The organism is Malikia granosa (assembly GCF_002980595.1).
Lineage (GTDB): Bacteria > Pseudomonadota > Gammaproteobacteria > Burkholderiales > Burkholderiaceae_C > Malikia > Malikia granosa.
In genome coordinates, this window is the sequence record NZ_PVLQ01000031.1 from 75,197 (window position 1) to 97,050 (window position 21,854).

Consider the following 21,854-nt stretch of genomic DNA (forward strand, 5'->3'; position numbering starts at 1 on the left):
ATGTACGACGCCAAGGGCCGGGCACCCAGGGACCGGGTGATCGAGCAGCATATCCCGCTGGTCAAGAAGCTGGCCTACCAGCTCAAGGCCAGGCTGCCCGCCAACGTCGAGGTCGACGACCTGATCCAGGCCGGCACGATCGGCCTGCTCGACGCCATGAGCCGCTACGAGGCGACCCAGAACGCCCAGTTCGAGACCTATGCGGTGCAGCGCATCCGAGGCGCCATGCTCGACGAGCTGCGCAGCCAGGACTGGCTGCCGCGCAGCGTGCGCCAGAACATGCGCCAGATCGAGGCGGCGCTGGGCGAGCTGCAGCAGGAGCTGCTGCGCGCGCCGAGCGAAGCCGAGATCGCGGCCCGGCTCCAGCTCTCGCTGGAGGACTACCAGCAAAAGCTCAACGACGGTGCCGGCCACCAGCTGGTCTATTTCGACGACTTCAAGTCGGCCGGCGATGACGGCCACGACCATTTCCTCGACCGCCATTGCCAGGACAGCTCGCATGATCCGCTGCAGCTGCTGCTGCAGGACGGCTTCCGGGAGGCGCTGATCGAAGCCATCGATGCCCTGCCCGAGCGCGAGAAGCTCCTGATGGGGCTGTACTATGAGCAGGAGCTCAACCTGAAGGAAATCGGCGCCGTGCTCGGCGTGACCGAGTCGCGCGTGTCGCAACTACACAGCCAGGCGGTGGCACGTCTGCGCAACCACCTGAGGAGACAGGAATGGACTGGGGCAGTTTAGCCGGCCTGGTGCTGGCATTGGCAGCGATCGCGGGCGGCCAGTGGGTCGAGGGCGGTCGGCTCGGCGCCCTGATGCAGCCGGCGGCACTGGTGATCGTGGTCGGCGGCACGCTGGGCGCGGTGCTGCTGCAAAACGGCATGGGCACGCTGTGGCGCGGCCTGCGACTGGCCGGCAAGGCCTTTTCGCCGCAACCGCCCTTCTACGAGGCCCTGATCGCCTCGATCCAGGGCTGGAGCAAGACCGCCCGCGCCGACGGCTTCCTGCAACTCGAGCGCTACCTGACCGACCAGCGCGACCCTTTCATCGCCAAGGGCATCCGGATGCTGGTCGACAACGTCGATGCCGAGACCCTGCGCTCCATCCTCGAGACCGACATCGACAGCTACGAGCGCTGGGAACGGCAATCGATCCGGGTCTGGGAGGCCGCCGGCGGCTATGCGCCGACCATCGGCATCCTGGGCGCGGTGCTGGGCCTGATGCGGGTGATGGACAACCTCGGCGAGCCCGCCCTGCTCGGCAGCGGCATCGCGGTGGCCTTCGTCGCCACGGTCTATGGCGTGGGACTGGCCAACCTGGTCTGCCTGCCGATCGCCAACAAGCTCAAGAAGCAGCTGGCGCTCGAGCTGCTCAAGCGCACCATGCTGGCCGACGCCCTGGTCAGCATCGCGCGCGGCGAAAACTCGGCCGTGATCCAGGAACGCATGAACAGCCATTGGCAGCACGGAGGCTGAGATGAGGCGCCGCAAGAGCAGACGCCATGACGATGACAACGACTCGGCCGACCGCTGGCTGGTGTCCTATGCCGACTTCATCACGCTGCTGTTCGCCTTCTTTGTCGTGATGTATGCGCTGTCGCTACAGGGCGGCAAGTACCAGGACCTGTCGGAATCGTTCGAGCAGGCCGTCGGCAAGGAGAAGCCGCCAGCCGCACCAGATGCCCAGGGCAGCCAGGCCGATGCCGCCAGCGTGCTGCAAAGCGGCGCCGAGGCCAAGGTCGACGAGATGCAGCTGATCGCCGAACAGCTGGCCAAGCGCCTGTCGATCACGTTCCAGCAAGGCGCGGCCCAGGTGCGCTACCTGGGCCAGGCCATCCACATCGAGTTCGATGCCGGCATCCTGTTCCCCCCCGCCGAGGCCAACCTGAGCCCGGAGGCCGTCAAGGCGCTGCGCTCGGTGGCCGACGTGCTCAACAGCTACCCGCAGCACACGGTCCAGGTCATCGGCCACACCGACACGCTGGACATCCGGTCAGTCCAGTTCCCGTCGAACTGGGAACTGTCGGCGGCCCGGGCCAGCAGCGTGGTACGGCTGTTCATCGAGGCCGGCATCGCGGACCAGCGCCTGGTCGCGATCGGGCGCGGCGCGACCCAGCCGGTGGCCAGCAACACCAGCGCCGAAGGCCGGCTGCGCAACCGCCGGGTCGAGATCCAGATCCTGCCGACCGCGGCGCCGGCTACCCCGCCGGCGGCGGCACCCGCGGCCCCAGGCAGGCAGGCGCCCCGTGCGCCGGCCGCCAAGCCTGCGCCCAAGCCGGCCCTCGAGGCGGCCCCAGAGGCGGCTCCCGAGGCCGCCGCCGCGCCAACGACATGAAAGCCGGCGTGACTCGCCGCTGCGCTACCATCCTGGCCTGAAGATGACCAAGCAAGCCGCCCCCTCCTCCACCGCCTCCCCCCTGTCCACCCCGACGCTGCGCCGGCGCCTGGCCTGCTGGCTCTACGAGGGGGTACTGCTGTTTGGCGTCGTCTTCGTCGCCAGCCTGCTGTTCAGCGTCGTGACCCAGACCCGCCACGGCCTGCAGAACCGCCCCGAGCTGCAGGCCTTCCTGTTCCTGCTGCTGGGCCTGTACTTCACCTGGTGCTGGACCCATTCGCACACCCTGCCGATGCGGACCTGGCATATCCGCATCCAGGGCCCGGACGGCCGCCCGCCGAGCCCGGGCCGGGCGCTGCGGCGCTACCTGCTGAGCTGGATCTGGCTGCTGCCGCCGCTGGCGGCAGGATCGCTGTTCGGGCTGCAGGGCGGCCCCTTGCTGGCACTGACCCTGGGCTGGATCGCCTGCTGGGCCGCGCTGTCCTGGCTGCACCCGAAGCGCCAGTTCTGGCATGACGCCTGGGCCGGCACCGAGCTGGTGTTCGACCCATCCCAGCCGACCAAGGCCGGCCGGAGCCGCAAGGCATGAGTACCCCGCCCGAGACACGCGAATCGCCACAGGCGCAGAAGCAGCGCCATGGCCTGGCCAGGCTGCGCCACGCGCTGGGCTACTCGCTCGCGGGCCTGCGCGCGGGCTGGCATGAGCCGGCCTTCCGCCAGGAGGCGATCGCCGCGATCGTCATGCTGCCGGCGGCAGTCTGGCTCGGACGCAACTGGGTCGAGACCGGCCTGCTGATCGGCTGCGTGGTGCTGGTGCTGGTGGTCAAGCTGCTCAACACCGGCATCGAGACCGCGATCGACCGCATCGGCCCCGAATGGCATTCGCTGTCCAAGCGCGCCAAGGACATGGGCAGCGCCGCCGTGCTGCTGAGCCTGCTGCTGTGCGCCGGAGTCTGGATCGCGGCGCTGGCGCACCGACTGCTGGCATGATGGCGGCCATGAATCTGCAAGCCACAAGTCTCCCTGCGCCGCTGACGGTCTGCGTCTACTGCGGCTCGCGACCCGGCCAGGACCCGGCGCACGTGGCACTGGCACGCGAGGTCGGTCACTGGATCGGCGCCCACGGCGCCCAGCTGGTCTACGGCGGCGGCCACCATGGCCTGATGGGCGCGGTGGCCGATGCGGCGCTGGCGGCGGGCGCGCGCGTGATCGGCGTGATTCCCGAGGCGCTGGTCGAGATGGAAGCGGCGCACCAGGGCTGCAGCGAGCTGCATGTGGTGGCCAACATGCACCAGCGCAAGCAGCTGATGGCCGATCGCGCCGATGTCTTCCTGGCCCTGCCCGGCGGCATCGGCACCTTCGAGGAGCTGTTCGAGGTCTGGACCTGGCGCCAGCTCGGCTACCACGACAAGCCGATCGGACTGCTCAATGCCGGCGGCTATTACGACGGCCTGCTGGCCTTCCTCGGCTCGAGCGTGCAGGCCGGCTTCATGGGCCAGTGGCAGATGGAGCTGCTGCGCGTGGGCGAGACCGCCAGCGAGCTGCTGCCGGCGCTGCTCGCAGCCGCCCGTCCGGACATGCCGGACCGGCTGGAACAGATCTGAGGGGGCTGATGCCCGGCCCGGTGAGCCGGGCTGCGGCTCAGACCGCCGACTCGTCCTGCTCGCCGGTGCGGATGCGGATCACGCGCTCGACCGGGGTGACGAAGATCTTGCCGTCGCCGATCTTGCCGGTGCGCGCGGCGCGGATGATGGCATCGACGCAGCGCTCGACATCGTCGCCCTTGACCACCAGCTCGATCCGGACCTTGGGCAGGAAGTCGACCACATATTCGGCGCCACGGTAGAGCTCGGTGTGGCCCTTCTGGCGACCGAAGCCCTTGACCTCGGTCACGGTCAGCCCCGTCACACCCTGCTCGGCCAGCGCCTCGCGCACTTCCTCGAGCTTGAAGGGTTTGATGACGGCGGTGATTTGCTTCATGACGGTGACTCCGTTGTGATGTTGGCTGGTAGGGAAGCAAAACTGTATCACGCCCTGGGCCGGGGTCCGGGCCCTGTGGCCTTCCAGCAAGGCCGGCCAGGCGGACCGCCGCCAGAATCTGGCATGCCACTCATATAATAAGCAATACTTACTATATGCAAGACATGCAAAATTACCCCGCCAAGGACAGCCTGGGATTCCTGCTCGCGGATGTCTCGCGGCTGATGCGCCGCGCCTACGAACGGCGCGTCGATGCCTCGGGCCTGACGCTGGCGCAGGCGCGGCTGCTGGTCTACATCAGTCGCCACGAAGGCGCACGCCAGGTGGACCTGGCCGAGCTGCTGGAAATCCAGCCGATCACGCTGGCACGCCTGGTCGACCAGCTGGTGGCGCTCGGGCTGGCCGAGCGTCGCCCGGCGCCGAACGACCGCCGCGCCCACCTGATCCATACGACTGCCGCCGCCCAGCCTCGGCTGCAAGCCATCGGCCAGGTGGCACAGGAGATCCGTCAGCAAGCCCTGCAGGATCTGGCGCCGGACCAGATCGCCACCCTCAACCACGCCCTCAAGAGCATGCGCAGCCGCCTGTGCGGCGCCTGAACGGGCCACGCGGCCACCCCCAGCCATGAGCCAGACCCCAGCCCAGAATCCCGCCAGCGTCGACCAGCCGGTGCTGCCCAGCCGCAACAGAAGGAAGCAGCGCCTGCTGCTGATGGTCGGCGTCCCGCTGCTCGCCGCGCTGGTCGGCGGCACGCTCTACCTCAGGGGCGGGCGCTACGTCGAGACCGACAACGCCTATGTCAAGGCCGACAAGATCCCGGTCAGCGCCGAGATCGCCGGTCGCGTGACCCAGGTGCTGGTCGAGGACAACCAGCCGGTCGAGGCCGGCGCCCTGCTGTTCCGGCTCGATCCGGCCCAGTTCGAGGCCGCCTATGCCAAGGCGCAGGCCAGGCTGGCCCAGGTGCGCACCGAGCTTGCCGCGCTCAAGGCCAGCCATGCCGGGAAGCAGGCCGAGATCGCCGTCGCCAGGGCCAGGCAGGCCTTCGCGCTCAAGGACCAGCAGCGCCAGGCCGAGCTGGTCGCGCGCAACTTCGTCTCGGCCGCGCGCTACGACGATGCCACGCTCAACGCCAGGCTGACGCGCGACCAGACCCTGGCGCTCGAGCAGGACCTGGCGCGCATCGCCGCCTCGCTGGGCGGCCGCGCCGACCTGCCGGTCGAGCAGCACCCGAGCTACCAGGCCGCGCTGGCCGAGCTAGAGCAGGCCAGGCTCAACCTGGAGCATGTGCAGGTGCGCGCGCCGCAGGCCGGTACCGTGAGCAAGCCGCCCAAGCCCGGCCAGTTCCTCAATGCCGGCAGCACCGCGCTGGCGCTGGTCGCCGGCCAGCCCTGGATCGAGGCCAACCTGAACGAGACCGACCTGAGCCATCTGCAGGAGGGCCAGCCGGTGACCATCCATGTCGACAGCTACCCTGACCGGGCCTGGAGCGGCCATGTCGAGAGCCTGAGCCCCGCCACCGGCGCCGAGTTCGCGCTGCTGCCGGCGCAGAACGCGACCGGCAACTGGGTCAAGATCGCGCAGCGCCTGCCGGTGCGGATCGCGATCGATGCCAGGCCGGAACTGCCGCCGCTGCGCGCCGGGCTGAGCACCAGCATCGAGATCGACACCGGGCACCAGCGCCGCCTGCTCGGCCTGTCGCTCTGAGGTCGCCGCGATGAGCGCCACCACCGCGGCTACTCCGAGGCGGGGCCTGATCACGCTGACCGTGATGCTGGCCACGATCATGCAGGCGCTCGACACCACGATCGCCAACGTCGCGCTGCCGCACATGCAGGGCAGCGTCGGCGCCACGCAGGACCAGATCTCCTGGGTGCTGACCTCCTACCTCGTGGCGTCGGCGATCTTCATGCCGCTGACGGGATTCCTGGCCGGGCGCTACGGGCGCAAGCGCCTCTTCATCCTGAGCGTGGTCGGCTTCACGCTGACCTCGATGCTGTGCGGCGCCGCGCAGAGCCTGGGCCAGATCGTCGCCTTCCGCTTCCTGCAAGGCGTGTTCGGCGCCAGCCTGGTGCCGCTGTCGCAGGCGGTCATGCTCGACAGCTACCCGCGCGAGAAGCATGGCTCGGCGATGGCGCTGTGGGGCGTGGGCGTCATGATCGGGCCGATCCTGGGGCCTTCGCTCGGCGGCTGGCTGACCGAGTACTACAGCTGGCGCTGGGTGTTCTACATCAACCTGCCGTTCGGCGTGCTGGCCTGGCTGGGCTTGAGCGCCTTCCTGCAGGAGACGCCGCTCGACCGGCAACGCCGCTTCGACCTGCTGGGCTTCGCGCTGTTGAGCCTGGGCATAGGCGCGCTGCAGATGATGCTCGACCGCGGCGAGTCGCTCGACTGGTTCGCCAGCGCCGAGGTCGTGGCAGAGGCCCTGCTCTGCGTGCTGGCGCTCTACCTGTTCGTGGTCCACATCTTCACGCACGACCACCCCTTCATCGAGCCCGGGCTGCTGCGCGACCGCAACTTCGCGCTCGGGCTGGTCTTCATCTTCGTCGTCGGCATCATCCTGCTCGCGACGATGGCGCTGCTGCCGCCCTTCCTGCAGGGGCTGATGGGCTATCCGATCATCGACGTCGGCCTGCTGCTGGCGCCGCGCGGCCTGGGCACGATGGCGGCGATGATGCTGGTGGGCCGGCTCTCGGGCAAGGTCGATCCGCGCGCGCTGATCCTGCTCGGACTCGGGCTGATCAGCTTCTCGCTCTGGCGCATGTCGCTGTTCAACCTCGACACGCCGGGGCGGGACATCGTGGTCACCGGCATCACCCAAGGGCTGGGGCTGGGCTTCATCTTCGTGCCGCTGTCCACCCTGACCTTCTCGACGCTGGCGCCGCGCTACCGCAACGAGGCCACCGCGCTCTACAGCCTGATGCGCAACATCGGCAGCAGCATCGGCATCTCGATCGTGATCAGCTACCTCGCGCAGCGGGTGCAGATCAACCACGCCGCGTATGCGGACTACATCGATGCCTCATCACGCCTGCCGCTGCGGCTGGCGGTGGAGAGCGGCGCGCTCGAGCTCGCGAGCCCGCAGGGACTCGCGCGCGCCAACCAGCTGCTGAACCAGCAGGCCGCCACCCTGGCCTATCTGCAGGACTTCCGGCTCATGATGTGGATCACGCTGGCGGCCGTGCCGCTGCTCCTGCTGCTGCGCCAGCCGGCCAGGAGGCAGGTGGCGCGCGCGCCCGCGTCGATACAGGACTGAAGCCTAGGTCCTGGCAGCGGGCCCGAGCTTTGAGGCGCGGTCAGGCTCGGTAACGGTTGGTATTCGGGTAGCGCCAGTCCTTGCCGAAGCTGCGGTGGGTGACGCGGATACCGACCGGCGACTGGCGGCGCTTGTACTCGTTGAAGCGGATCAGCCGCACCACCTGCTCGACCGCCGCCTGCGGATAGCCAGCGGCGATGATCTCGGCCGGCGATTGGTCCTCCTCCATGTAGCGTTCGACGATGGCGTCGAGCACCTCGTAGGGAGGCAGGCTGTCCTGGTCCTTCTGGTCCGGGCGCAGCTCGGCGCTGGGCGGGCGCGTGATGATGCGCTCCGGGATCGGATTGGCGCCGGTGCCGTAGGGGTCGTTGGCGTTGCGCCACCAGGCCAGCTTGAACACCATGGTCTTGACCACGTCCTTGATCACCGCGAAGCCGCCCGCCATGTCGCCGTAGAGCGTGCAGTAGCCGGTCGACATCTCGCTCTTGTTGCCGGTGGTCAGCACGATGGAGCCGAACTTGTTCGAGAGCGCCATCAGCATCGTGCCGCGGATGCGGGCCTGGATGTTTTCCTCGGTGGTATCGAACGCGCGGCCCTCGAACAGGGGATTGAGCGAACCGAGGAAGGACTCGAATTCGGGAGCGATCGAGATCTCGTCGTAGCGCACGCCCAGGCGCGCCGCCATCTCGCGCGCGTCGATCCAGGAGATGTCGGCCGTGTAGGGCGAGGGCATCATGACCGCGCGCACCTTGTCGGCGCCCAGCGCGTCGACCGCGATCGCCAGCACCAGCGCCGAGTCGATGCCGCCCGACAGGCCCAGCAGCGCGCCAGGAAAGCCGTTCTTGCCGACATAGTCGCGCACGCCCAGCACCAGCGCATGCCAGAGATCGGCCTCGAGCGATTGCTCGGGCGCAATCGGCCCGGTAAGGCCGAAATGCGAGGGGCCGGCGGCGGCCTCGGCCGGCGACTGCAGGGTGACGGCAAACAGGTCCTCGGTGAAGCTCGGTGCGCGCGCGGCCAGCGCGCCATCGCGGTCGAGCGCGAAGCTGCGACCCTCGAACACGATCTCGTCCTGGCCGCCGACCAGATGGGCATAGACCAGCGGCAGGCCGGTCGCGAGCACGCGCAGGCGCATCGCCTGCTCGCGCTCGTCGCCCTTGCCGGCATGAAACGGCGAGGCATTGATGACAACCAGCAGCTCGGCGCCGGCGGCCTTGGCCTCGGCGGCGGGCGCCTCGAACCAGGCGTCCTCGCAGATCAGCAGGCCGGCCTTGACCTTCTGGCCGTTGCGGCCGACGAGCTCGAACACGCAGGGCGCGTCACCCGGCACGAAGTAGCGCCGCTCGTCGAACACCTGGTAGTTGGGCAGCTCGCGCTTGGCATAGCGCTGCGTGACCTGGCCCTCGAACAGCACGCTGGCGGCGTTCAGGCAGGGCGGGCGCGAGACGCTGCGGCCGCGCTCGCCGTCCGGCGCCGCTGCCGGATGGCCGACCACGATGTGCAGGCCGCAAAGCCCCGCGGTCTCGCGGGCCACGGTTTGCAGGGCATCATCGCAGGCGGCGACGAAGGCCGGACGCAGGTAAAGGTCCTCGGCCGCGTAGCCGCACAGCGCGAGCTCGGGCGTCAGCAGCAGGCTGGCCCCATCGGCATGGGCCTGGCGCGCGGCTGCGATGATCTTTTGCGCGTTGCCGGCCAGGTCGCCGACGACGAAATTGAGCTGCGCGACGCAGATCTGGAGGGTCATGGAGATACCGTATATGGGGAGCGAAATGGTTGGCGAGGATTATGTCATCCGGGTGCTGGATCGACCGGCAGAAATCGATGGCGGGGCCTGGAACGCGCTGCTGGAGCGCCAGACCGGCGGCGCTGCTGGCCCCTTCATGCGCCACGACTATCTCGCCGCGCTGGATGAGAGCGGCTGCGCGATCCCGGCGACCGGCTGGGGCCTGCAGTGGCTCACGCTCTGGCGCAATGGCGAACTACAGGCCGCCGCCCCGCTGTATTTGAAAAGCCATTCGCGCGGCGAATATGTGTTCGACTGGGCCTGGGCCGATGCCTACGAGCGCCACGGCCTGGCCTACTACCCCAAGGGCCTGGTCGCCGTGCCGTTCACGCCGGTGCCGGGACCGCGCCTGCTGGCGGTCGACGAGCTGGCCCGGGCGGCGCTGGTTCGGGCCCTGGTCGCGCATTGCGGGCAGCTCGGGCTGTCCTCGCTGCACCTGCTGTTTGCCGCGCCGGCCGACATTGCCGCCTGCCGCGCGGCGGGCCTGCTGCTGCGCCAGACGGTGCAGTTCCACTGGCAGAACCGGCCGGGGTCCGGCTACGCCGACTTCGACGATTTCCTGGCCACGCTCAAGCAGGACAAGCGCAAGAAGATCCGGCAGGAGCGGCGCAAGGTGGCGGACGCTGGCGTGAGCTTCGAAGCAAGGCGCGGCAGCGAGATCACGATGGCGGACTGGGACTTCTTCTACCGCTGCTACGAGCGCAACTACCTCGAGCATGGCAACCGGCCTTACCTGAGCCGCGGCTTCTTTGCCAGCCTGCAGCAGTCGCAAGCCGGACTCTGGCTGCTGTTCATCGCGCGCAACGCGACGGGAGAGCGCAGCGCCGCCAGCCTGGTCGGCTTGAGCGACGACAGCGACCGCCCCGAGGCCGCCTACGGCCGCTACTGGGGCGCGCTCGAGCGGATCGACTGCCTGCATTTCGAGGCCTGCTACTACCAGCCCTTGCAATGGTGCATCGAACACGGGGTGCAGCGCTTCGAGGGCGGTGCCCAGGGCGAGCACAAGATGGCGCGCGCCCTGCTGCCGGTGGCGACCCACAGCGCGCACTGGCTGGCGCACCCGGCCTTTGCCGACGCGGTCGAGCGCTACCTGGCGCAGGAGGGCGAACACATCGGCGCCTACCTGGAGCAGCTGGAAGGACGCAGCCCCCTGAAGTCCGGGGCTTGAGCCGGGGACTGCAGGGGGCTGGCAGGGGAAGCGTCAGCGGGCTGGCGCCTGGATCAGATCAAGACCGCCCGCCAGGGACTCAGGCCTGCGCCTTGTCGTAGGCAGCGATGCCGTCGGTGATTTCCTGGTGGGCGGCTTCCTTGCCTTCCCAGCCCAACACCTTGACCCACTTGCCGGCGTCGAGGTCCTTGTAGTGCTCGAAGAAATGCTTGATCTGGGCCAGCTGGATCTCGGCCAGGTCTTCCAGCGACTCGATCTTGGCGTACAGCGGCAGGATCTTGGCGGTCGGCACGGCGATGACCTTGCCGTCGACGCCGCCTTCGTCTTCCATCTTCAGGATGCCAAGCGCGCGGCAGGGCACGACCACGCCCGGGGGCAGCGGCACCGGGGTGATGACCAGCACGTCGACCGGGTCGCCGTCGCCGGCGATGGTCTTGGGCACGTAGCCGTAGTTGGTCGGGTAGTGCATCGCGGTGTTCATGAAGCGGTCGACGAAGACGCAACCGGACTCCTTGTCGACTTCGTACTTGATCGGGTCGCCGTTCATCGGGATCTCGATGATGACGTTGAACGCTTCGGGCACCTTGCTGCCGGGGGTGACGTGGTCGAGGGACATAGTGTCGATCTGAAATAGGTTGATGAAAGCCGGGCGCCTGGTGCGCACGCATCAAAATCATTTTACCGGGCCAGCCTACCCCCTCCTTACGGCGGATGCCGCCGCGGCGCACCTTGGTGTAATCTTGCTCCCATGGCAGAACGCGTGATTCCCCTGGTCGACCTGCGCAGCAAGTTGCTGTCGGCCCCCCGCCCTATCCAGGCCATCGCGGCCAGCGGTCAGTTGCTCGACGGGCTGGGCCGGCCGCTGCGCGACCTGCGCATCAGCGTGACCGACCGCTGCAACTTCCGCTGCAGCTACTGCATGCCCAAGGAGGTGTTCGACCGGGGCCATCCCTACCTGCCGCATTCGGCCCTGTTGCGCTTCGAGGAGATCACCCGGCTGGCGCGGATCTTCGTCGCGCATGGCGTGCGCAAGATCCGGCTGACCGGCGGCGAGCCGCTGCTGCGCAAGGACCTCGAGCAGCTGGTCGAGCAGCTCGCGGCGCTGCGCACCCCGGACGGCCAGCCACTGGACCTGACGCTCACCACCAACGGCAGCCTGCTGGCGCGCAAGGCGCGCGCGCTCAAGGACGCCGGACTGCAGCGCGTGACCGTGAGCCTGGACGCGCTCGACGACGCCATCTTCCGGCGCATGAACGATGTCGACTTCCCGGTGCGCGCGGTGCTCGACGGGCTGGAGGCGGCGCAGGCAGTGGGACTGGGTCCGATCAAGGTCAACATGGTGGTCAAGCGCGGCTGCAACGACCAGCAGATCCTGCCGCTGGCGCGCCATTTCCGCGGCAGCGGCGTGACGCTGCGCTTCATCGAGTACATGGATGTCGGCGCGACCAATGGCTGGCGCATGGACGAGGTGCTGCCGAGCGCCGAGGTGGTCGAGCGCATCCGCAGCGAGCTGCCGCTGGTCCAGCTCAGCCCCAACGCCATCGGCGAGACCGCCGAGCGCTGGGGCTATGCCGGCACCGACGGCCGGCACGACCCGTCGCTGGGCGAGATCGGCGTCATCAGCAGCGTGACCCAGGCCTTCTGCGGCGACTGCAACCGGGCCAGACTGTCGATGGATGGACGGCTCTACCTCTGCCTGTTCGCCTCGCAGGGCTACGACCTGCGCGCGCTGCTGCGCGACGAGGCGGCGGACGACGCGCAGATTGCTTCGGCGCTGGGCGCGATCTGGCAAGGTCGCACCGACCGCTATTCCGAGCTGCGCGCGCTGCTGCCGGCCGACAGCGCGGCGGCCAGTAGGCGCATCGAGATGAGCTATATCGGGGGCTGAAGCCATGGCGCAGGCTGAACGAAACACAGAGACCAAGCCCAGCGTGGACGCGCTGATCCTGGCCGGCGGCCGGGGCTCGCGCATGGGCGGGGTCGACAAGGGGCTGCAGCCGCTCAACGGCCAGCCGCTGGTCGCGCATGCGCTGGCGCGGCTGCGCCAGCAGGCCGGCGGACGGCTCGGCGCCATCCTGGTCAATGCCAACCGTAACCTCGACCGCTACCAGGCACTGGGCCTGCCGGTCTGGCCCGATGCGCTGGCCGATTTTCCGGGGCCGCTGGCGGGCTTCCTGGCCGGGCTCGAGCATGGCAGCCGGCCCTGGCTGCTGACCGTGCCCTGCGACTCGCCGCGGTTTCCGCTCGACCTGCTCGAGCGCCTCGCCCAGGCGGCCGAGCGCGAGGGCGCCGACCTCGCGCTGGCGCTGGGCCGCGACGAGGACGGCCGGCTGCGCCGCCAGCCGGTGTTCTGCCTGCTCAGGCGCGAGTTGGCCGACAGCCTGCGCGCCTACCTGCTGGGCGGCGGCCGCAAGATCGACGACTGGATCGCGTCGCAACGCCATGTCGCGGTCGCCTTCGATGCGCCCGGGGACGACCCGCGTGCCTTCTACAATGCCAACACCCTGGCCGAGCTGCATGCGCTGGAAATCGGTCCCTGACCCCAATTGATCCCAATTGATCCGCTGAAGATGAAGACACTGGACCAGATCGCGGCCGAGCTGCAAGGCTATGACCCGAACGCGCTGCCGGCCGATGCGGTCGACGAGTTCCTGTCCCGGCTGGTCGAGCCCTTGACGCAGACCGAACGGGTCGGCCTGTTCGATGCGCTCGACCGGGTGCTGGCCGCGGACCTGATCGCGCCGCTCAATGTGCCGCCGCACGACAACTCGGCGATGGATGGCTATGCCTTCGCCGGCTCGCAGCTGCGGGCTGGCCAGGACCTGCGCCTGCGCGTGGTCGGCACCGCCTATGCCGGTGCGGCCTGGCAAGGCGAGGTCGGGCCTGGCCAATGCGTGAAGATCATGACCGGCGCGGTGATGCCGGCCGGGCTCGACACCGTGGTCCCGGTCGAGTTCACCCGCAGCGAGGGCGAGACGGTGACGCTGCCGGCCGGCTGCGTGCAGCCGGGCGACAACCGGCGCCTGCTCGGCGAGGACCTGATGGCCGGCCAACCCGCGCTGCTGGCCGGCAGCCGGCTCGGGCCGGCCGCGCTCGGCCTGATCGCCAGCCTGGGGCTGGCCGAGGTCGCGGTGTGGCGGCGGCCGAAAGTGGCCTTCTTCTCGACCGGCGACGAGATCCTGAGCCTGGGCCAGGCGCCGCGCGAGGGTGCGGTCTACGACAGCAACCGTTACACCCTGTTCGGCCTGCTGACCAGGCTGGGCGTCGAGCCGATCGATCTCGGCAGCGTCAAGGACGACCCGGCCAGCCTGGAAGCCGCCTTCCGCCGGGCGGCGGCACAGGCCGATGTGGTCATCAGCAGCGGCGGGGTCAGCGTCGGCGAGGCCGACCACACCAAGGCGATCATGAAGCAGCTCGGCGATGTCGCGTTCTGGCGCATCGCGATGCGCCCCGGTCGCCCGATGGCGGTCGGCCGGCTGCAGCAGGAGGGCCGCAGCGCCCTGCTGTTCGGCCTGCCGGGCAATCCGGTCGCGGTGATGGTGACCTTCCTGGCCTTCGTGCGCCCGGCCCTGCTGCGCCTGATGGGCGCGCGCCAGGCCCAGCCGCTGCGCGTGCCGGCGCTGAGCCAGGAGGCGGTGCGCAAGAAGCCCGGCCGCACCGAGTTCCAGCGCGGCATCGCGAGCCGCGCCCTGGATGGCAGCCTGCAGGTGCGCAGCACCGGCAGCCAGGGTTCGGGCGTGCTGCGCTCGATGGCCGAGGCCAACTGCCTGATCCGGCTCGACCACGAGCAGGGCAAGGTCGCCATCGGCGACCGGGTCGAGCTGCTGCTGTTCGACGGCCTGATCTGAGGCCAGGCCTCGGGATCGCCCGCTAGGTGCACGCGACCGCGGCCACTGGGCCCAGGCGGATCAGCGCCTGCCGGGCAGCGCTTCAGCGGCTGGGCACGCCGCGGTTGGCCAGCGCATCGGCGCGCTCGTTGCCCGGGTCGCCAGCATGGCCGCGCACCCAGTGCCAGTCGATGCGGTGGCCACGGCCCTGCACGACCTCGTCGAGCTGCTGCCAGAGGTCCTGGTTCTTGACCGGCTCCTTGGCAGCGGTCTTCCAGCCGCGCGCCTTCCAGCCCGCCATCCACTCGGTGATGCCCTTGCGCACATACTGGCTGTCGAGGTAGAGGCTGACATGACAGGGCCGCTTGAGGGCCAGCAGGCCCTGGATCACGGCGGTCAGCTCCATGCGGTTGTTGGTGGTCTCCGGCTCGCCGCCGTAGAGTTCCTTCTCGGCCGCGCCCGCGCGCAGCAGCACGCCCCAGCCGCCCGGGCCCGGATTGCCCTTGCAGGCGCCGTCGGTGTAAATGGTGACAGGATTCATCGGTTCTTGGATAAGGGGTGTTTCTGCGCCACGGCGACCGGCTTGAGGCCGGCGCGGCGCGGCTTCCAGGCCGGTCCCAGCAGGTGCATGCCGCGCACGCGCTTGACCGCGACCAGGAAATAGACCGCGCCCGGCAGCGGCCAGCCATGCGGACCGATGCGGTCGATCCAGGCCCAGCGCTGCAGCCAGGCCTCGCTGTGCACGGCCGGGCGCCAGCAGCCCTGGGTCTGGAATTCGGGCTCGAAGCTCAGCAGGTGCAGCCAGTCGCGCAGGCGGCGCGGCGCGATGAAGTCGCCCGCCTCGGGCAGGAAGAGCTGGGCAGCGTCGCCACGAAAGCCCAGGCGGGCAGCCCAGCGCGCGCGCCACTGGCGCAGCCCCCACAGGCTCAAGGGATGGAAGCCCGAGATCACGACCCGGCCCTCGGGCACCAGCACGCGCTCGACCTCGCGCAGCACGGCATGCGGATCGGCGCTGAACTCGAGCGTGTGCGGCAGCACCAACAGGTCCAGGCTGGCGGCGGCAAAGGGCAGCGCAGCGGCATGGGTCACGAGCGCGACGGCAGGATCGGTGTCCGGACCGGAGGCCGTGGTCAGCCCAGAGGGCTCGGCGGACTCGGGCAGCGCCAGCCAGCGGTGCGGCATGCGATTGGCGCGCAGGGTAGCGAGCTCGGGCAGGCCGAGCTGCAAGGCGTGGTAGCCGAAGCGGTCGGCCACCGCGCGGTCGAACTGCTCGCGCTCCCAGTCGAGCAGATAGCGCCCGGGCGGAGTGGCGAACCAGGCCGCGAGCTCCTGGCCGCAGGCGCTCCAGTCATTCATGACCGGCCGGCCCCGCTCAGGATTCGACCGGCAGTTCCTGTGCCGGCGCCAGCACGGTGGCGCGGATCAGCTCGCGCATCGCCTTCTTCTCCTGGAAGCTCAGGGTGCGCGCGAGTTCGCGGCGCACGCGCAGCAGCAGATGGCGGTCGGTCTCGGGCGGCACGCCCTGGCTGTTCTGCATCTCCTCCTGCAGGTCGAGGCGGGCGTCCGGGGTCTCCTCGGACCACCAGGACTGGATCACCTGCCGCACCTGCTCGAGCCAGTCGTCCGAGGGCAAGGCGTTGCTGAAATAACCCTCGGCGGTCTCGCCATCGCGCTCGGACGGCTGGGCCGGCTGCTGGGAGGCCGCAGAGCGGCTGGCCTGCAGCACGGCGCCCGGCACGGTCAGCGCCTCCCAGGCGCTCGCTCCCAGCGCGAGCCGGCGATCGGCCTGCAGCAGCAGCCGGGCCCAGCTCGGGTCCTCGTTCATGAGCTTGGGCATGTCGAGGCTGCCCTCGTCGCTGACCAGCGCCACCTTGAGTCCGCGCCACTGCGCCTCGTCGATGTAGGGGATCAGGCGCTCGTCGTCGCTCAGGATCAGCACCAGGCCGGCGCCGCCATGCTGGGCCAGCTGGTTGAGTTCGAGCCCGAGCGAGCGCACCAGGCCCAGGCCGCCGTCGATCGAATGCTGGGGCACGCTGCGCACGACCACGTCGTCGCACAGGTCGAGCACCTGCTGGTCGGAAAACACATAGGCGCGCAGCAGATGGGCATCGGGCGTGCTCTGGCGCAGCAGGTCGACCAGCACCGGCTGCAGATTGTGGCGCTGCAACTGCAGGGGCGCGCTGGCATGCTGGGCCGCCAGCCACTTGAGGTAGCGCTCATCGACCAGCGCAACGACCTGGCTGACGTTGCCGCTTGGTTGGTGCGAATGGAGATGGCGGGGCGTGTTGCGTTTGCCCAAATGAAACTTCATTTTCATAAAAGTAATGGCCCGATAGATGGGCTCTGATAGGAATAAGAGGCAAGATTGTGACATGGTTCACAGATCCAGCCCAGAGCCAGCATTTATGCTCAGGGGGTGAATTTCTTCGAATTGCTGCTGCCCGACTTCTCGCTGATCCTGTGCGGCTATCTGCTGTGCCGCCACAGCGCGCTGAACCGCCAGGTCTGGGACCAGGTCGACCGGCTGGTCTACTACTTCCTGTTCCCGGTGCTGCTGTTCCACTCGATCATCAAGCATCCGCTGGACTGGCAGGCGGCCAGGCCGCTGATGGGGGCCGGGCTGTGCATGGCCGCGGCCGGCATCGCGCTGGCCTATTCGCTGCCGCGCTGGCCGCTGCTCGGAAACCGGATCGAGCGGCGGCTGCATGCCGCGGGGGCGCAGGTGGCGTTCCGCTTCAACTCCTTCATCGCGCTGGCGCTGATCGACCGGGTCGCGGGACCGGCGGGCCTGCCGCTGCTGGCGCTGCTGATCGGCCTGCTGGTGCCGGTGTTCAACATCGGCGCCGTGCTGCCGATGGCGCGCCACGCCGGCGGTCGGCTGTCGCGCGAGCTCGCGCGCAACCCGCTGATCCTGGCCACGGCCAGCGGGCTGTGCGCCAACCTGCTCGGGCTGCAGCTGCCCGACGGCCTGACGCCGACGCTCACGCGCATCGGCCAGGCATCGATCGCGCTCGGGCTGCTGGCAGCGGGCGCCGGCATGCAGCTCGGCGCCATGCGCGAGGGCAAGGCGCTGAGCCTGGCGCTGCTCACCCTCAAGCATCTCGGCCTGCCGCTGCTGGCGCTGCTGATGGCGCTGCTGTGGCAGCTGCCCGAGCTGCCGACCCGGGTGCTGCTGATGTTTGCCGCCGTGCCGACCGCCACCAGCTGCTATGTGCTGGCCGCGCGCATGGGCTACAACGGCGCCTATGTCGCGGGCCTGGTGACGGTCTCGACCTTGCTGGGCATGCTCAGCCTGCCGCTGGCGCTGGGCCTGCTGGTCCATTGGTAATGGCTAGTGAGGCTGGTGAGGCCGGCCCCAGGGCCAGCGGCTAGGACTGCGCCAGGGCCCAGGTCACATGCTCGCGCACCAGCGCGCTCGGATCGTCGATGGCGGCCTGCAGCGCCGCGCGCAGCTCGGCCTTGAGCGACGCAGCTGCGGAAGTAGAGGACTCGACGGAAGCGGCCTGATCTGCCGGATCGCTGCCATCGGCCATGCCGGCCGCGCGCAGCGCATTGCCCAGCGCGACGGCCAGGTTGCGCCGCCAGCGCTCATGGCCGATGCGCCGGATCGGGCTGCCCTCGGTCTGGCGCAGGAACTGCTCCTCGCTCCAGCCGAACAGCTCGAGCAGGCCGCGTCCGGTCAGCTGGGTGCGGGCATCGAAATCGGGCAGGACGGCGCGCTGGGCGAACTTGTTCCAGGGACAGGCCAGCTGGCAGTCGTCGCAGCCGTAGATGCGGTTGCCCAGCAGGGGGCGGAACTCGGGCGGTATCGGTCCGCCATGCTCGATCGTCAGGTAGGAAATGCAGCGCCGCGCGTCGAGCCGGTAGGGCGCGACGATGGCCTGGGTCGGGCAGGCATCGAGGCAGGCGCTGCACTGGCCGCAGTGCGCGCTGGCCGGCGCAGTAGCGGGCAATGCGCGGTCGACGAAGATCTCGCCCAGGAAGAACATCGAGCCGGCGTCGCGGCTCAGCGTCAGGGTGTGCTTGCCCCTCCAGCCCAGGCCGCTGCGGCTGGCGAGCTCGACCTCGAGCACCGGCGCCGAATCGGTGAAGACGCGGTGGCCGAACGGCCCGAGCTGCGCCGCCATGCGGTCGGCCAGCTGCTGCAGGCGCTGGCGCAGTACCTTGTGGTAGTCCCGACCGCGGGCATAGAGCGAGACCAGGCCCTGGGCAGGATCGTCATGGCGCTGCCATTCGACGGCCTGCCAGCCCGCGGGCGTATCACGCGGCAGATAATCCATCCGGGCCGTGACCACGCTGAGCGTGCCGGGGAGCAGCTCGGCCGGCCGCGCGCGCTTGAGGCCATGGGCGGCCATGTAGTGCATGTCGCCATGGAAACCCTGCTCGAGCCAGGCCTGCAGGCCGGGCTCGGCACTCGAGAGGTCGACAGCAGCCACTCCGATTTGGGAGAATCCGAGTTCCCGGCCCCAGGCCTGTATTTGCGAGACGAATTGAGCAGCATCGACCATCAGACCCCCATTGTAGAAACTGCGGTGGAAAGCGCGCAGCCGGCAAGGGCGGCCAGCCTGGCACAACGCAGCCTGCGCTGCGCCAGCGAGGACGACACCCAGGCGCTGGCCGGCAGGCTCGCGCTCAGCCCCGCGCTGGCCCATGCGACGCTGACCCTGCACGGCGACCTCGGCGCCGGCAAGACCACCTTCGTGCGCCACCTGCTGCGCGCGCTCGGCGTGAGCGGGCGCATCAAGAGCCCGACCTACGCCGTGGTCGAGCCGCACCGCGCGCCGCCGGCGCCGGCCTGGCCGGCAGGCCTGAGCGTGTCGCATTTCGACTTCTACCGCTTCAGCGACCCGCGCGAGTGGGAGGATGCCGGCTTTCGCGAGATCTTCGCCGACCCCGGCCTGAAGCTGGTCGAATGGCCCGAGAAGGCGCAGGGCCTGATGCCCGCGCCCGACTTCAGCCTCGAGCTGGCGCTGCAGGAGGACGAGAGCCGGATCGTCACGCTCAAGGCGCACAGCCCGACCGGGCTGCGACTGCTGGAGGACATCGCCCCATGAAACGACGCCACCTGCTCGGCAGCGGCCTGCTAGCGCTCTGGCTCGGACCGGCGCAGATCGCGCGCGGCGCCAGCCTGCTCGCGGTGCGGGTCTGGCCGGCGCGCGACTACACCCGGCTGACCCTCGAATCGGACAGCCCGCTGGTGGCGCGCCAGTTCATCATCCCCGACCCGCCCCGGCTGGCGGTCGACATCGAGGGCCTCGACCTGCTGCCCGGCCTCAGGGAGCTGGTCAGCAAGATCCAGCCCAACGACCCCAATGTCGCGGGCGTGCGCGTCGGCCAGAACGCGCCCAATGTGGTGCGGCTGGTGGTCGACCTCAAGCAGCCGGTCGCGCCCCAGGTGTTCAGCCTCAGGCCGGTCGAGCCCTACCAGCACCGGCTGGTGCTCGACCTGTATCCGGCGCGCGCGGTCGATCCGCTGGAGGAACTGATCCAGCAGCGGCTGCAGGGCATCGAAGCCACGCTCGCCGCCGGCCCGGGCGGCAGGGCCGCCGGGTCGCCCGCTGCGGCCACGCCGGTGAGCCCAATCCCCTCCTCCGCAGCCGCCAGCCTGGGCTCTGCGAATAGCGGCAGCGCGGGCAGGCCCGACCCCTTGGGCGAGCTGATCCAGCAGCATGCTGGCAGCGGCAAGGCCGGTGGCGCGAAGGCCGACAGCAAGGTCGAGGCCCAGGCCGACCCCAAGCCCGAGCTGCGCAAGAGCGCCGCCGCCCTGACGCGCGCCGAGCCGGAGCCGCGCGACAAGACCGACCGCCTGATCGTGATCGCGCTCGATCCGGGCCATGGCGGCGAGGACCCGGGCGCGATCGGACCGGCCGGCACGCAGGAGAAGGACGTGGTGCTGCAGATCGCGCTCAAGCTGCGCGACCGGCTGCAGGGCCTGGAGATCAAGGGCAACCCGGTGCGGGTGTTCCTGACCCGGGATGCGGATTTCTTCGTGCCGCTGCAGGTCCGGGTCGAGAAGGCGCGCCGGGTCCAGGCCGACCTGTTCGTGAGCCTGCACGCCGATGCCTTCTACACCCCCGACCCGCAGGGCGCCAGCGTCTATGCGCTGAGCGACCGCGGCGCCTCCAGCGCGGCGGCGCGCTGGATGGCGAACCAGGAAAACAAGTCCGACCGGGTCGGCGGCATCAACATCAAGGTGCAGGACGCCCATGTGCAGCGCGCGCTGTTCGACATGAGCACCACCGCGCAGATCAACGACAGCCTCAAGCTCGGCGGCGCGCTGCTCGGCGAGATCGGCCGCGTCGGCAAGCTGCACAAGCCGCGGGTCGAGCAGGCCTCGTTCGCGGTGCTGAAGGCGCCCGACATCCCGAGCATCCTGGTCGAGACCGCCTTCATCAGCAATCCGCAGGAGGAGTCCCGCCTGCTCGATCCGGGCTTCCAGGACCGGCTGGCCCAGGCGCTGCAGCGCGGCATCACGCGCTACTTCGCGGCCAATCCGCCGCTGGCGCGCAGCCGCCAGCTCTGAGGCCGGCGGGCCATCGCGGCCGGTCGCCGGCCCGCATAATCGAGTCCCCGGCCTGATGCCGGACAGCCAAAGAGGAAAGCAGTTGTTCAAGAACGTGATGGTCTACCGCATCGCCCCGGGTTGGGCGATGGAAGTCGAAGCCATGGAGGCCGCGCTGGCCAAGATGCCCTTCCAGCCCTGTGGCGCAACCCAGCCCGAGTCCTACGGCTGGGCGCCGCCGCGCGGCCAGGCCCATGGCGCGCTGGTCGAGCTGGTCGCCGGCCAGCGCATCCTGCGCTTCATGCATGAGAGCAAGGCGGTGCCGGGATCGGTCGTCAAGCGCCGGCTCGAGGAGCGCTGCGCCCAGATCGAGGAGAAGGAAGGCCGCAAGCCGGGCCGCAAGGAAAGCCGCGAGCTGCGCGACGAGATCGTGCAGGAGCTGCTGCCGATGGCGTTCGCGCGCACCTCGAGCATCCTGGTCTGGCTCGACCTGGCCCAGGGCCGGCTGGTGCTCGACTGCGCCAGCGCGGGCAAGGCCGACACCCTGGTCAGCGCGCTGGTCGAATGCCTGGCCGGCTTCCAGGTCTCGCTGCTCAATACCCAGGTCTCGCCGCAGGCCGCGATGACGCAATGGCTGACCGGCAGCGCCGATGAATGGCCCGAGCATTTCGCGCCCGGGCGCGAGGTCGAGCTGAAAAGCGGCGACGAGATGAACTCGGTCGTCAAGTTCACCCGCCATCCGCTCGACGACGAGGAGATGAAGCGCCACATCGCGCAGGGCAAGCTGCCGACCAAGTTGGCGCTCGACTGGGACGGCCGGGTCAGCTTCGTGCTGACCGAGGGCACCCAGCTCAAGAAGATCGCCTTCCTCGATGGGGTGTTCGAGGAGCAGGCCGGCGCCGAGGACAACGGCGGCTTCGACAGCGATGTCGCGATCGCCACCGGCGAGCTCGCCGCGCTGATCACCGACCTGACGGCGGCGCTCGGCGGCGAGCTGGCCTGATCCTGGCCCC

Annotated in this window: 24 protein-coding genes; 17 read left to right on the forward strand and 7 right to left on the reverse strand. The window is 69.7% G+C overall.

Annotated features, from left to right (window positions below; genetic code table 11):
* Genes C6P64_RS10050 through C6P64_RS10075 form a run of 6 tightly spaced genes read left to right on the forward strand, consistent with a single transcriptional unit; the run spans position 1 to position 3,932 of the window.
* Positions 1-738, forward strand: coding sequence for an RNA polymerase sigma factor FliA (locus C6P64_RS10050; protein WP_105748428.1), 738 nt, complete (start codon positions 1-3; stop codon positions 736-738).
* Complete coding sequence (locus C6P64_RS10055) at positions 720-1,469, forward strand: flagellar motor protein (protein ID WP_105748429.1); 750 nt, start codon at positions 720-722, stop codon at positions 1,467-1,469. Before C6P64_RS10050 ends, C6P64_RS10055 begins: the two co-directional genes overlap by 19 nt.
* A gap of 1 nt (position 1,470) precedes the next feature.
* Positions 1,471-2,328, forward strand: a complete 858-nt coding sequence (locus tag C6P64_RS10060; RefSeq protein ID WP_105748430.1) for an OmpA family protein — start codon at positions 1,471-1,473, stop codon at positions 2,326-2,328.
* Positions 2,329-2,371: 43 nt separating this feature from the next.
* Positions 2,372-2,917 (forward strand): RDD family protein, encoded by a 546-nt coding sequence (locus tag C6P64_RS10065; protein ID WP_105748431.1) that lies wholly within the window; start codon positions 2,372-2,374, stop codon positions 2,915-2,917.
* Positions 2,914-3,318 carry a diacylglycerol kinase gene (locus C6P64_RS10070; RefSeq protein WP_105748432.1) on the forward strand — a complete coding sequence of 135 codons (405 nt, stop codon included), beginning with the start codon at positions 2,914-2,916 and terminating at the stop codon, positions 3,316-3,318. The genes C6P64_RS10065 and C6P64_RS10070 overlap by 4 nt, the downstream gene beginning before the upstream one ends.
* Before the next feature lie 8 nt (positions 3,319-3,326).
* Positions 3,327-3,932, forward strand: coding sequence for an LOG family protein (locus tag C6P64_RS10075; RefSeq protein ID WP_105748461.1), 606 nt, complete (start codon positions 3,327-3,329; stop codon positions 3,930-3,932).
* A 37-nt stretch (positions 3,933-3,969) separates the two neighbouring features.
* Here the strand turns inward: C6P64_RS10075 and C6P64_RS10080 are convergent, their stop codons facing one another.
* Positions 3,970-4,308 carry a P-II family nitrogen regulator gene (locus C6P64_RS10080; protein ID WP_105729989.1) on the reverse strand — a complete coding sequence of 113 codons (339 nt, stop codon included), beginning with the start codon at positions 4,306-4,308 and terminating at the stop codon, positions 3,970-3,972.
* A 164-nt stretch (positions 4,309-4,472) separates the two neighbouring features.
* Here C6P64_RS10080 and C6P64_RS10085 point away from each other — a divergent pair, with 164 nt between their 5' ends.
* Genes C6P64_RS10085 through C6P64_RS10095 form a run of 3 tightly spaced genes read left to right on the forward strand, consistent with a single transcriptional unit; the run spans position 4,473 to position 7,561 of the window.
* A complete protein-coding gene (locus C6P64_RS10085; RefSeq protein WP_105748462.1) occupies positions 4,473-4,907 on the forward strand; it encodes a MarR family winged helix-turn-helix transcriptional regulator in 435 nt (144 codons plus the stop codon).
* Positions 4,908-4,932: 25 nt separating this feature from the next.
* The gene (locus C6P64_RS10090; protein ID WP_105748433.1) at positions 4,933-6,012 is read left to right on the forward strand and encodes an HlyD family secretion protein; all 1,080 of its coding nucleotides are present in this window, start codon (positions 4,933-4,935) and stop codon (positions 6,010-6,012) included.
* 10 nt (positions 6,013-6,022) lie between these two features.
* Positions 6,023-7,561, forward strand: coding sequence for a DHA2 family efflux MFS transporter permease subunit (locus C6P64_RS10095; RefSeq protein ID WP_105748434.1), 1,539 nt, complete (start codon positions 6,023-6,025; stop codon positions 7,559-7,561).
* 40 nt (positions 7,562-7,601) lie between these two features.
* Here the strand turns inward: C6P64_RS10095 and C6P64_RS10100 are convergent, their stop codons facing one another.
* Positions 7,602-9,305 (reverse strand): NAD+ synthase, encoded by a 1,704-nt coding sequence (locus C6P64_RS10100; protein WP_105748435.1) that lies wholly within the window; start codon positions 9,303-9,305, stop codon positions 7,602-7,604.
* Between the two features lie 25 nt (positions 9,306-9,330).
* Here C6P64_RS10100 and C6P64_RS10105 point away from each other — a divergent pair, with 25 nt between their 5' ends.
* Complete coding sequence (locus C6P64_RS10105) at positions 9,331-10,512, forward strand: GNAT family N-acetyltransferase (RefSeq protein WP_105748436.1); 1,182 nt, start codon at positions 9,331-9,333, stop codon at positions 10,510-10,512.
* 79 nt (positions 10,513-10,591) lie between these two features.
* Here the strand turns inward: C6P64_RS10105 and ppa are convergent, their stop codons facing one another.
* On the reverse strand, positions 10,592-11,128 hold the full coding sequence (ppa, locus tag C6P64_RS10110) for an inorganic diphosphatase (RefSeq protein ID WP_105748437.1): 537 nt from the start codon (positions 11,126-11,128) through the stop codon (positions 10,592-10,594).
* A gap of 132 nt (positions 11,129-11,260) precedes the next feature.
* Here ppa and moaA point away from each other — a divergent pair, with 132 nt between their 5' ends.
* From moaA to moeA, 3 genes are read left to right on the forward strand one after another with little or no spacing between them, the layout of a single operon-like run.
* Entirely contained in the window at positions 11,261-12,400 is a 1,140-nt protein-coding gene (gene moaA, locus C6P64_RS10115) for a GTP 3',8-cyclase MoaA (protein WP_105748438.1), read from the forward strand.
* Between the two features lie 4 nt (positions 12,401-12,404).
* The gene (gene mobA, locus C6P64_RS10120) at positions 12,405-13,052 is read left to right on the forward strand and encodes a molybdenum cofactor guanylyltransferase MobA (protein ID WP_105748439.1); all 648 of its coding nucleotides are present in this window, start codon (positions 12,405-12,407) and stop codon (positions 13,050-13,052) included.
* A gap of 30 nt (positions 13,053-13,082) precedes the next feature.
* Positions 13,083-14,360: a molybdopterin molybdotransferase MoeA gene (gene moeA, locus C6P64_RS10125; protein ID WP_105748440.1), complete on the forward strand. Its 1,278-nt coding sequence runs from the start codon at positions 13,083-13,085 to the stop codon at positions 14,358-14,360.
* Positions 14,361-14,442: 82 nt separating this feature from the next.
* Here moeA and rnhA read toward each other — a convergent pair whose 3' ends face one another.
* The 3 genes from rnhA to C6P64_RS10140 are packed head-to-tail and all read right to left on the reverse strand — an operon-like array spanning position 14,443 to position 16,638.
* Positions 14,443-14,880, reverse strand: a complete 438-nt coding sequence (gene rnhA, locus C6P64_RS10130; protein WP_105748441.1) for a ribonuclease HI — start codon at positions 14,878-14,880, stop codon at positions 14,443-14,445.
* Complete coding sequence (locus C6P64_RS10135) at positions 14,877-15,695, reverse strand: class I SAM-dependent methyltransferase (RefSeq protein ID WP_105748442.1); 819 nt, start codon at positions 15,693-15,695, stop codon at positions 14,877-14,879. The genes rnhA and C6P64_RS10135 overlap by 4 nt, the downstream gene beginning before the upstream one ends.
* A gap of 16 nt (positions 15,696-15,711) precedes the next feature.
* Positions 15,712-16,638: a hypothetical protein gene (locus C6P64_RS10140; RefSeq protein WP_146115894.1), complete on the reverse strand. Its 927-nt coding sequence runs from the start codon at positions 16,636-16,638 to the stop codon at positions 15,712-15,714.
* 117 nt (positions 16,639-16,755) lie between these two features.
* Here C6P64_RS10140 and C6P64_RS10145 point away from each other — a divergent pair, with 117 nt between their 5' ends.
* Positions 16,756-17,667, forward strand: a complete 912-nt coding sequence (locus C6P64_RS10145) for an AEC family transporter (RefSeq protein WP_105748444.1) — start codon at positions 16,756-16,758, stop codon at positions 17,665-17,667.
* Between the two features lie 40 nt (positions 17,668-17,707).
* Here the strand turns inward: C6P64_RS10145 and queG are convergent, their stop codons facing one another.
* Positions 17,708-18,847 carry a tRNA epoxyqueuosine(34) reductase QueG gene (gene queG, locus C6P64_RS10150; protein WP_146115895.1) on the reverse strand — a complete coding sequence of 380 codons (1,140 nt, stop codon included), beginning with the start codon at positions 18,845-18,847 and terminating at the stop codon, positions 17,708-17,710.
* A gap of 24 nt (positions 18,848-18,871) precedes the next feature.
* On the opposite strand from queG, the gene tsaE reads away from it, so the two are divergent.
* The 3 genes from tsaE (at position 18,872) to C6P64_RS10165 (ending at position 21,844) form a co-directional block, all read left to right on the forward strand.
* A complete protein-coding gene (gene tsaE, locus C6P64_RS10155; RefSeq protein ID WP_245911693.1) occupies positions 18,872-19,393 on the forward strand; it encodes a tRNA (adenosine(37)-N6)-threonylcarbamoyltransferase complex ATPase subunit type 1 TsaE in 522 nt (173 codons plus the stop codon).
* Positions 19,390-20,862: an N-acetylmuramoyl-L-alanine amidase gene (locus C6P64_RS10160; RefSeq protein WP_105748445.1), complete on the forward strand. Its 1,473-nt coding sequence runs from the start codon at positions 19,390-19,392 to the stop codon at positions 20,860-20,862. Before tsaE ends, C6P64_RS10160 begins: the two co-directional genes overlap by 4 nt.
* 82 nt (positions 20,863-20,944) lie before the next feature.
* A complete protein-coding gene (locus tag C6P64_RS10165; protein WP_105748446.1) occupies positions 20,945-21,844 on the forward strand; it encodes a recombination-associated protein RdgC in 900 nt (299 codons plus the stop codon).
* Positions 21,845-21,854 lie beyond the last annotated feature (10 nt).

What these genes read in the sequence shown, in the direction of transcription:
- C6P64_RS10050 (WP_105748428.1), top strand. Translation starts at nt 1, where the DNA reads ATGTACGACGCCAAGGGCCGGGCACCCAGGGACCGGGTGATCGAGCAG.
- C6P64_RS10055 (WP_105748429.1), top strand. Translation starts at nt 720, where the DNA reads ATGGACTGGGGCAGTTTAGCCGGCCTGGTGCTGGCATTGGCAGCGATC.
- C6P64_RS10060 (WP_105748430.1), top strand. Translation starts at nt 1,471, where the DNA reads ATGAGGCGCCGCAAGAGCAGACGCCATGACGATGACAACGACTCGGCC.
- C6P64_RS10065 (WP_105748431.1), top strand. Translation starts at nt 2,372, where the DNA reads ATGACCAAGCAAGCCGCCCCCTCCTCCACCGCCTCCCCCCTGTCCACC.
- C6P64_RS10070 (WP_105748432.1), top strand. Translation starts at nt 2,914, where the DNA reads ATGAGTACCCCGCCCGAGACACGCGAATCGCCACAGGCGCAGAAGCAG.
- C6P64_RS10075 (WP_105748461.1), top strand. Translation starts at nt 3,327, where the DNA reads ATGAATCTGCAAGCCACAAGTCTCCCTGCGCCGCTGACGGTCTGCGTC.
- C6P64_RS10080 (WP_105729989.1), bottom strand. Translation starts at nt 4,308, where the DNA reads ATGAAGCAAATCACCGCCGTCATCAAACCCTTCAAGCTCGAGGAAGTG.
- C6P64_RS10085 (WP_105748462.1), top strand. Translation starts at nt 4,473, where the DNA reads ATGCAAAATTACCCCGCCAAGGACAGCCTGGGATTCCTGCTCGCGGAT.
- C6P64_RS10090 (WP_105748433.1), top strand. Translation starts at nt 4,933, where the DNA reads ATGAGCCAGACCCCAGCCCAGAATCCCGCCAGCGTCGACCAGCCGGTG.
- C6P64_RS10095 (WP_105748434.1), top strand. Translation starts at nt 6,023, where the DNA reads ATGAGCGCCACCACCGCGGCTACTCCGAGGCGGGGCCTGATCACGCTG.
- C6P64_RS10100 (WP_105748435.1), bottom strand. Translation starts at nt 9,305, where the DNA reads ATGACCCTCCAGATCTGCGTCGCGCAGCTCAATTTCGTCGTCGGCGAC.
- C6P64_RS10105 (WP_105748436.1), top strand. Translation starts at nt 9,331, where the DNA reads ATGGTTGGCGAGGATTATGTCATCCGGGTGCTGGATCGACCGGCAGAA.
- ppa (WP_105748437.1), bottom strand. Translation starts at nt 11,128, where the DNA reads ATGTCCCTCGACCACGTCACCCCCGGCAGCAAGGTGCCCGAAGCGTTC.
- moaA (WP_105748438.1), top strand. Translation starts at nt 11,261, where the DNA reads ATGGCAGAACGCGTGATTCCCCTGGTCGACCTGCGCAGCAAGTTGCTG.
- mobA (WP_105748439.1), top strand. Translation starts at nt 12,405, where the DNA reads ATGGCGCAGGCTGAACGAAACACAGAGACCAAGCCCAGCGTGGACGCG.
- moeA (WP_105748440.1), top strand. Translation starts at nt 13,083, where the DNA reads ATGAAGACACTGGACCAGATCGCGGCCGAGCTGCAAGGCTATGACCCG.
- rnhA (WP_105748441.1), bottom strand. Translation starts at nt 14,880, where the DNA reads ATGAATCCTGTCACCATTTACACCGACGGCGCCTGCAAGGGCAATCCG.
- C6P64_RS10135 (WP_105748442.1), bottom strand. Translation starts at nt 15,695, where the DNA reads ATGAATGACTGGAGCGCCTGCGGCCAGGAGCTCGCGGCCTGGTTCGCC.
- queG (WP_146115895.1), bottom strand. Translation starts at nt 18,847, where the DNA reads ATGGTCGATGCTGCTCAATTCGTCTCGCAAATACAGGCCTGGGGCCGG.
- C6P64_RS10160 (WP_105748445.1), top strand. Translation starts at nt 19,390, where the DNA reads ATGAAACGACGCCACCTGCTCGGCAGCGGCCTGCTAGCGCTCTGGCTC.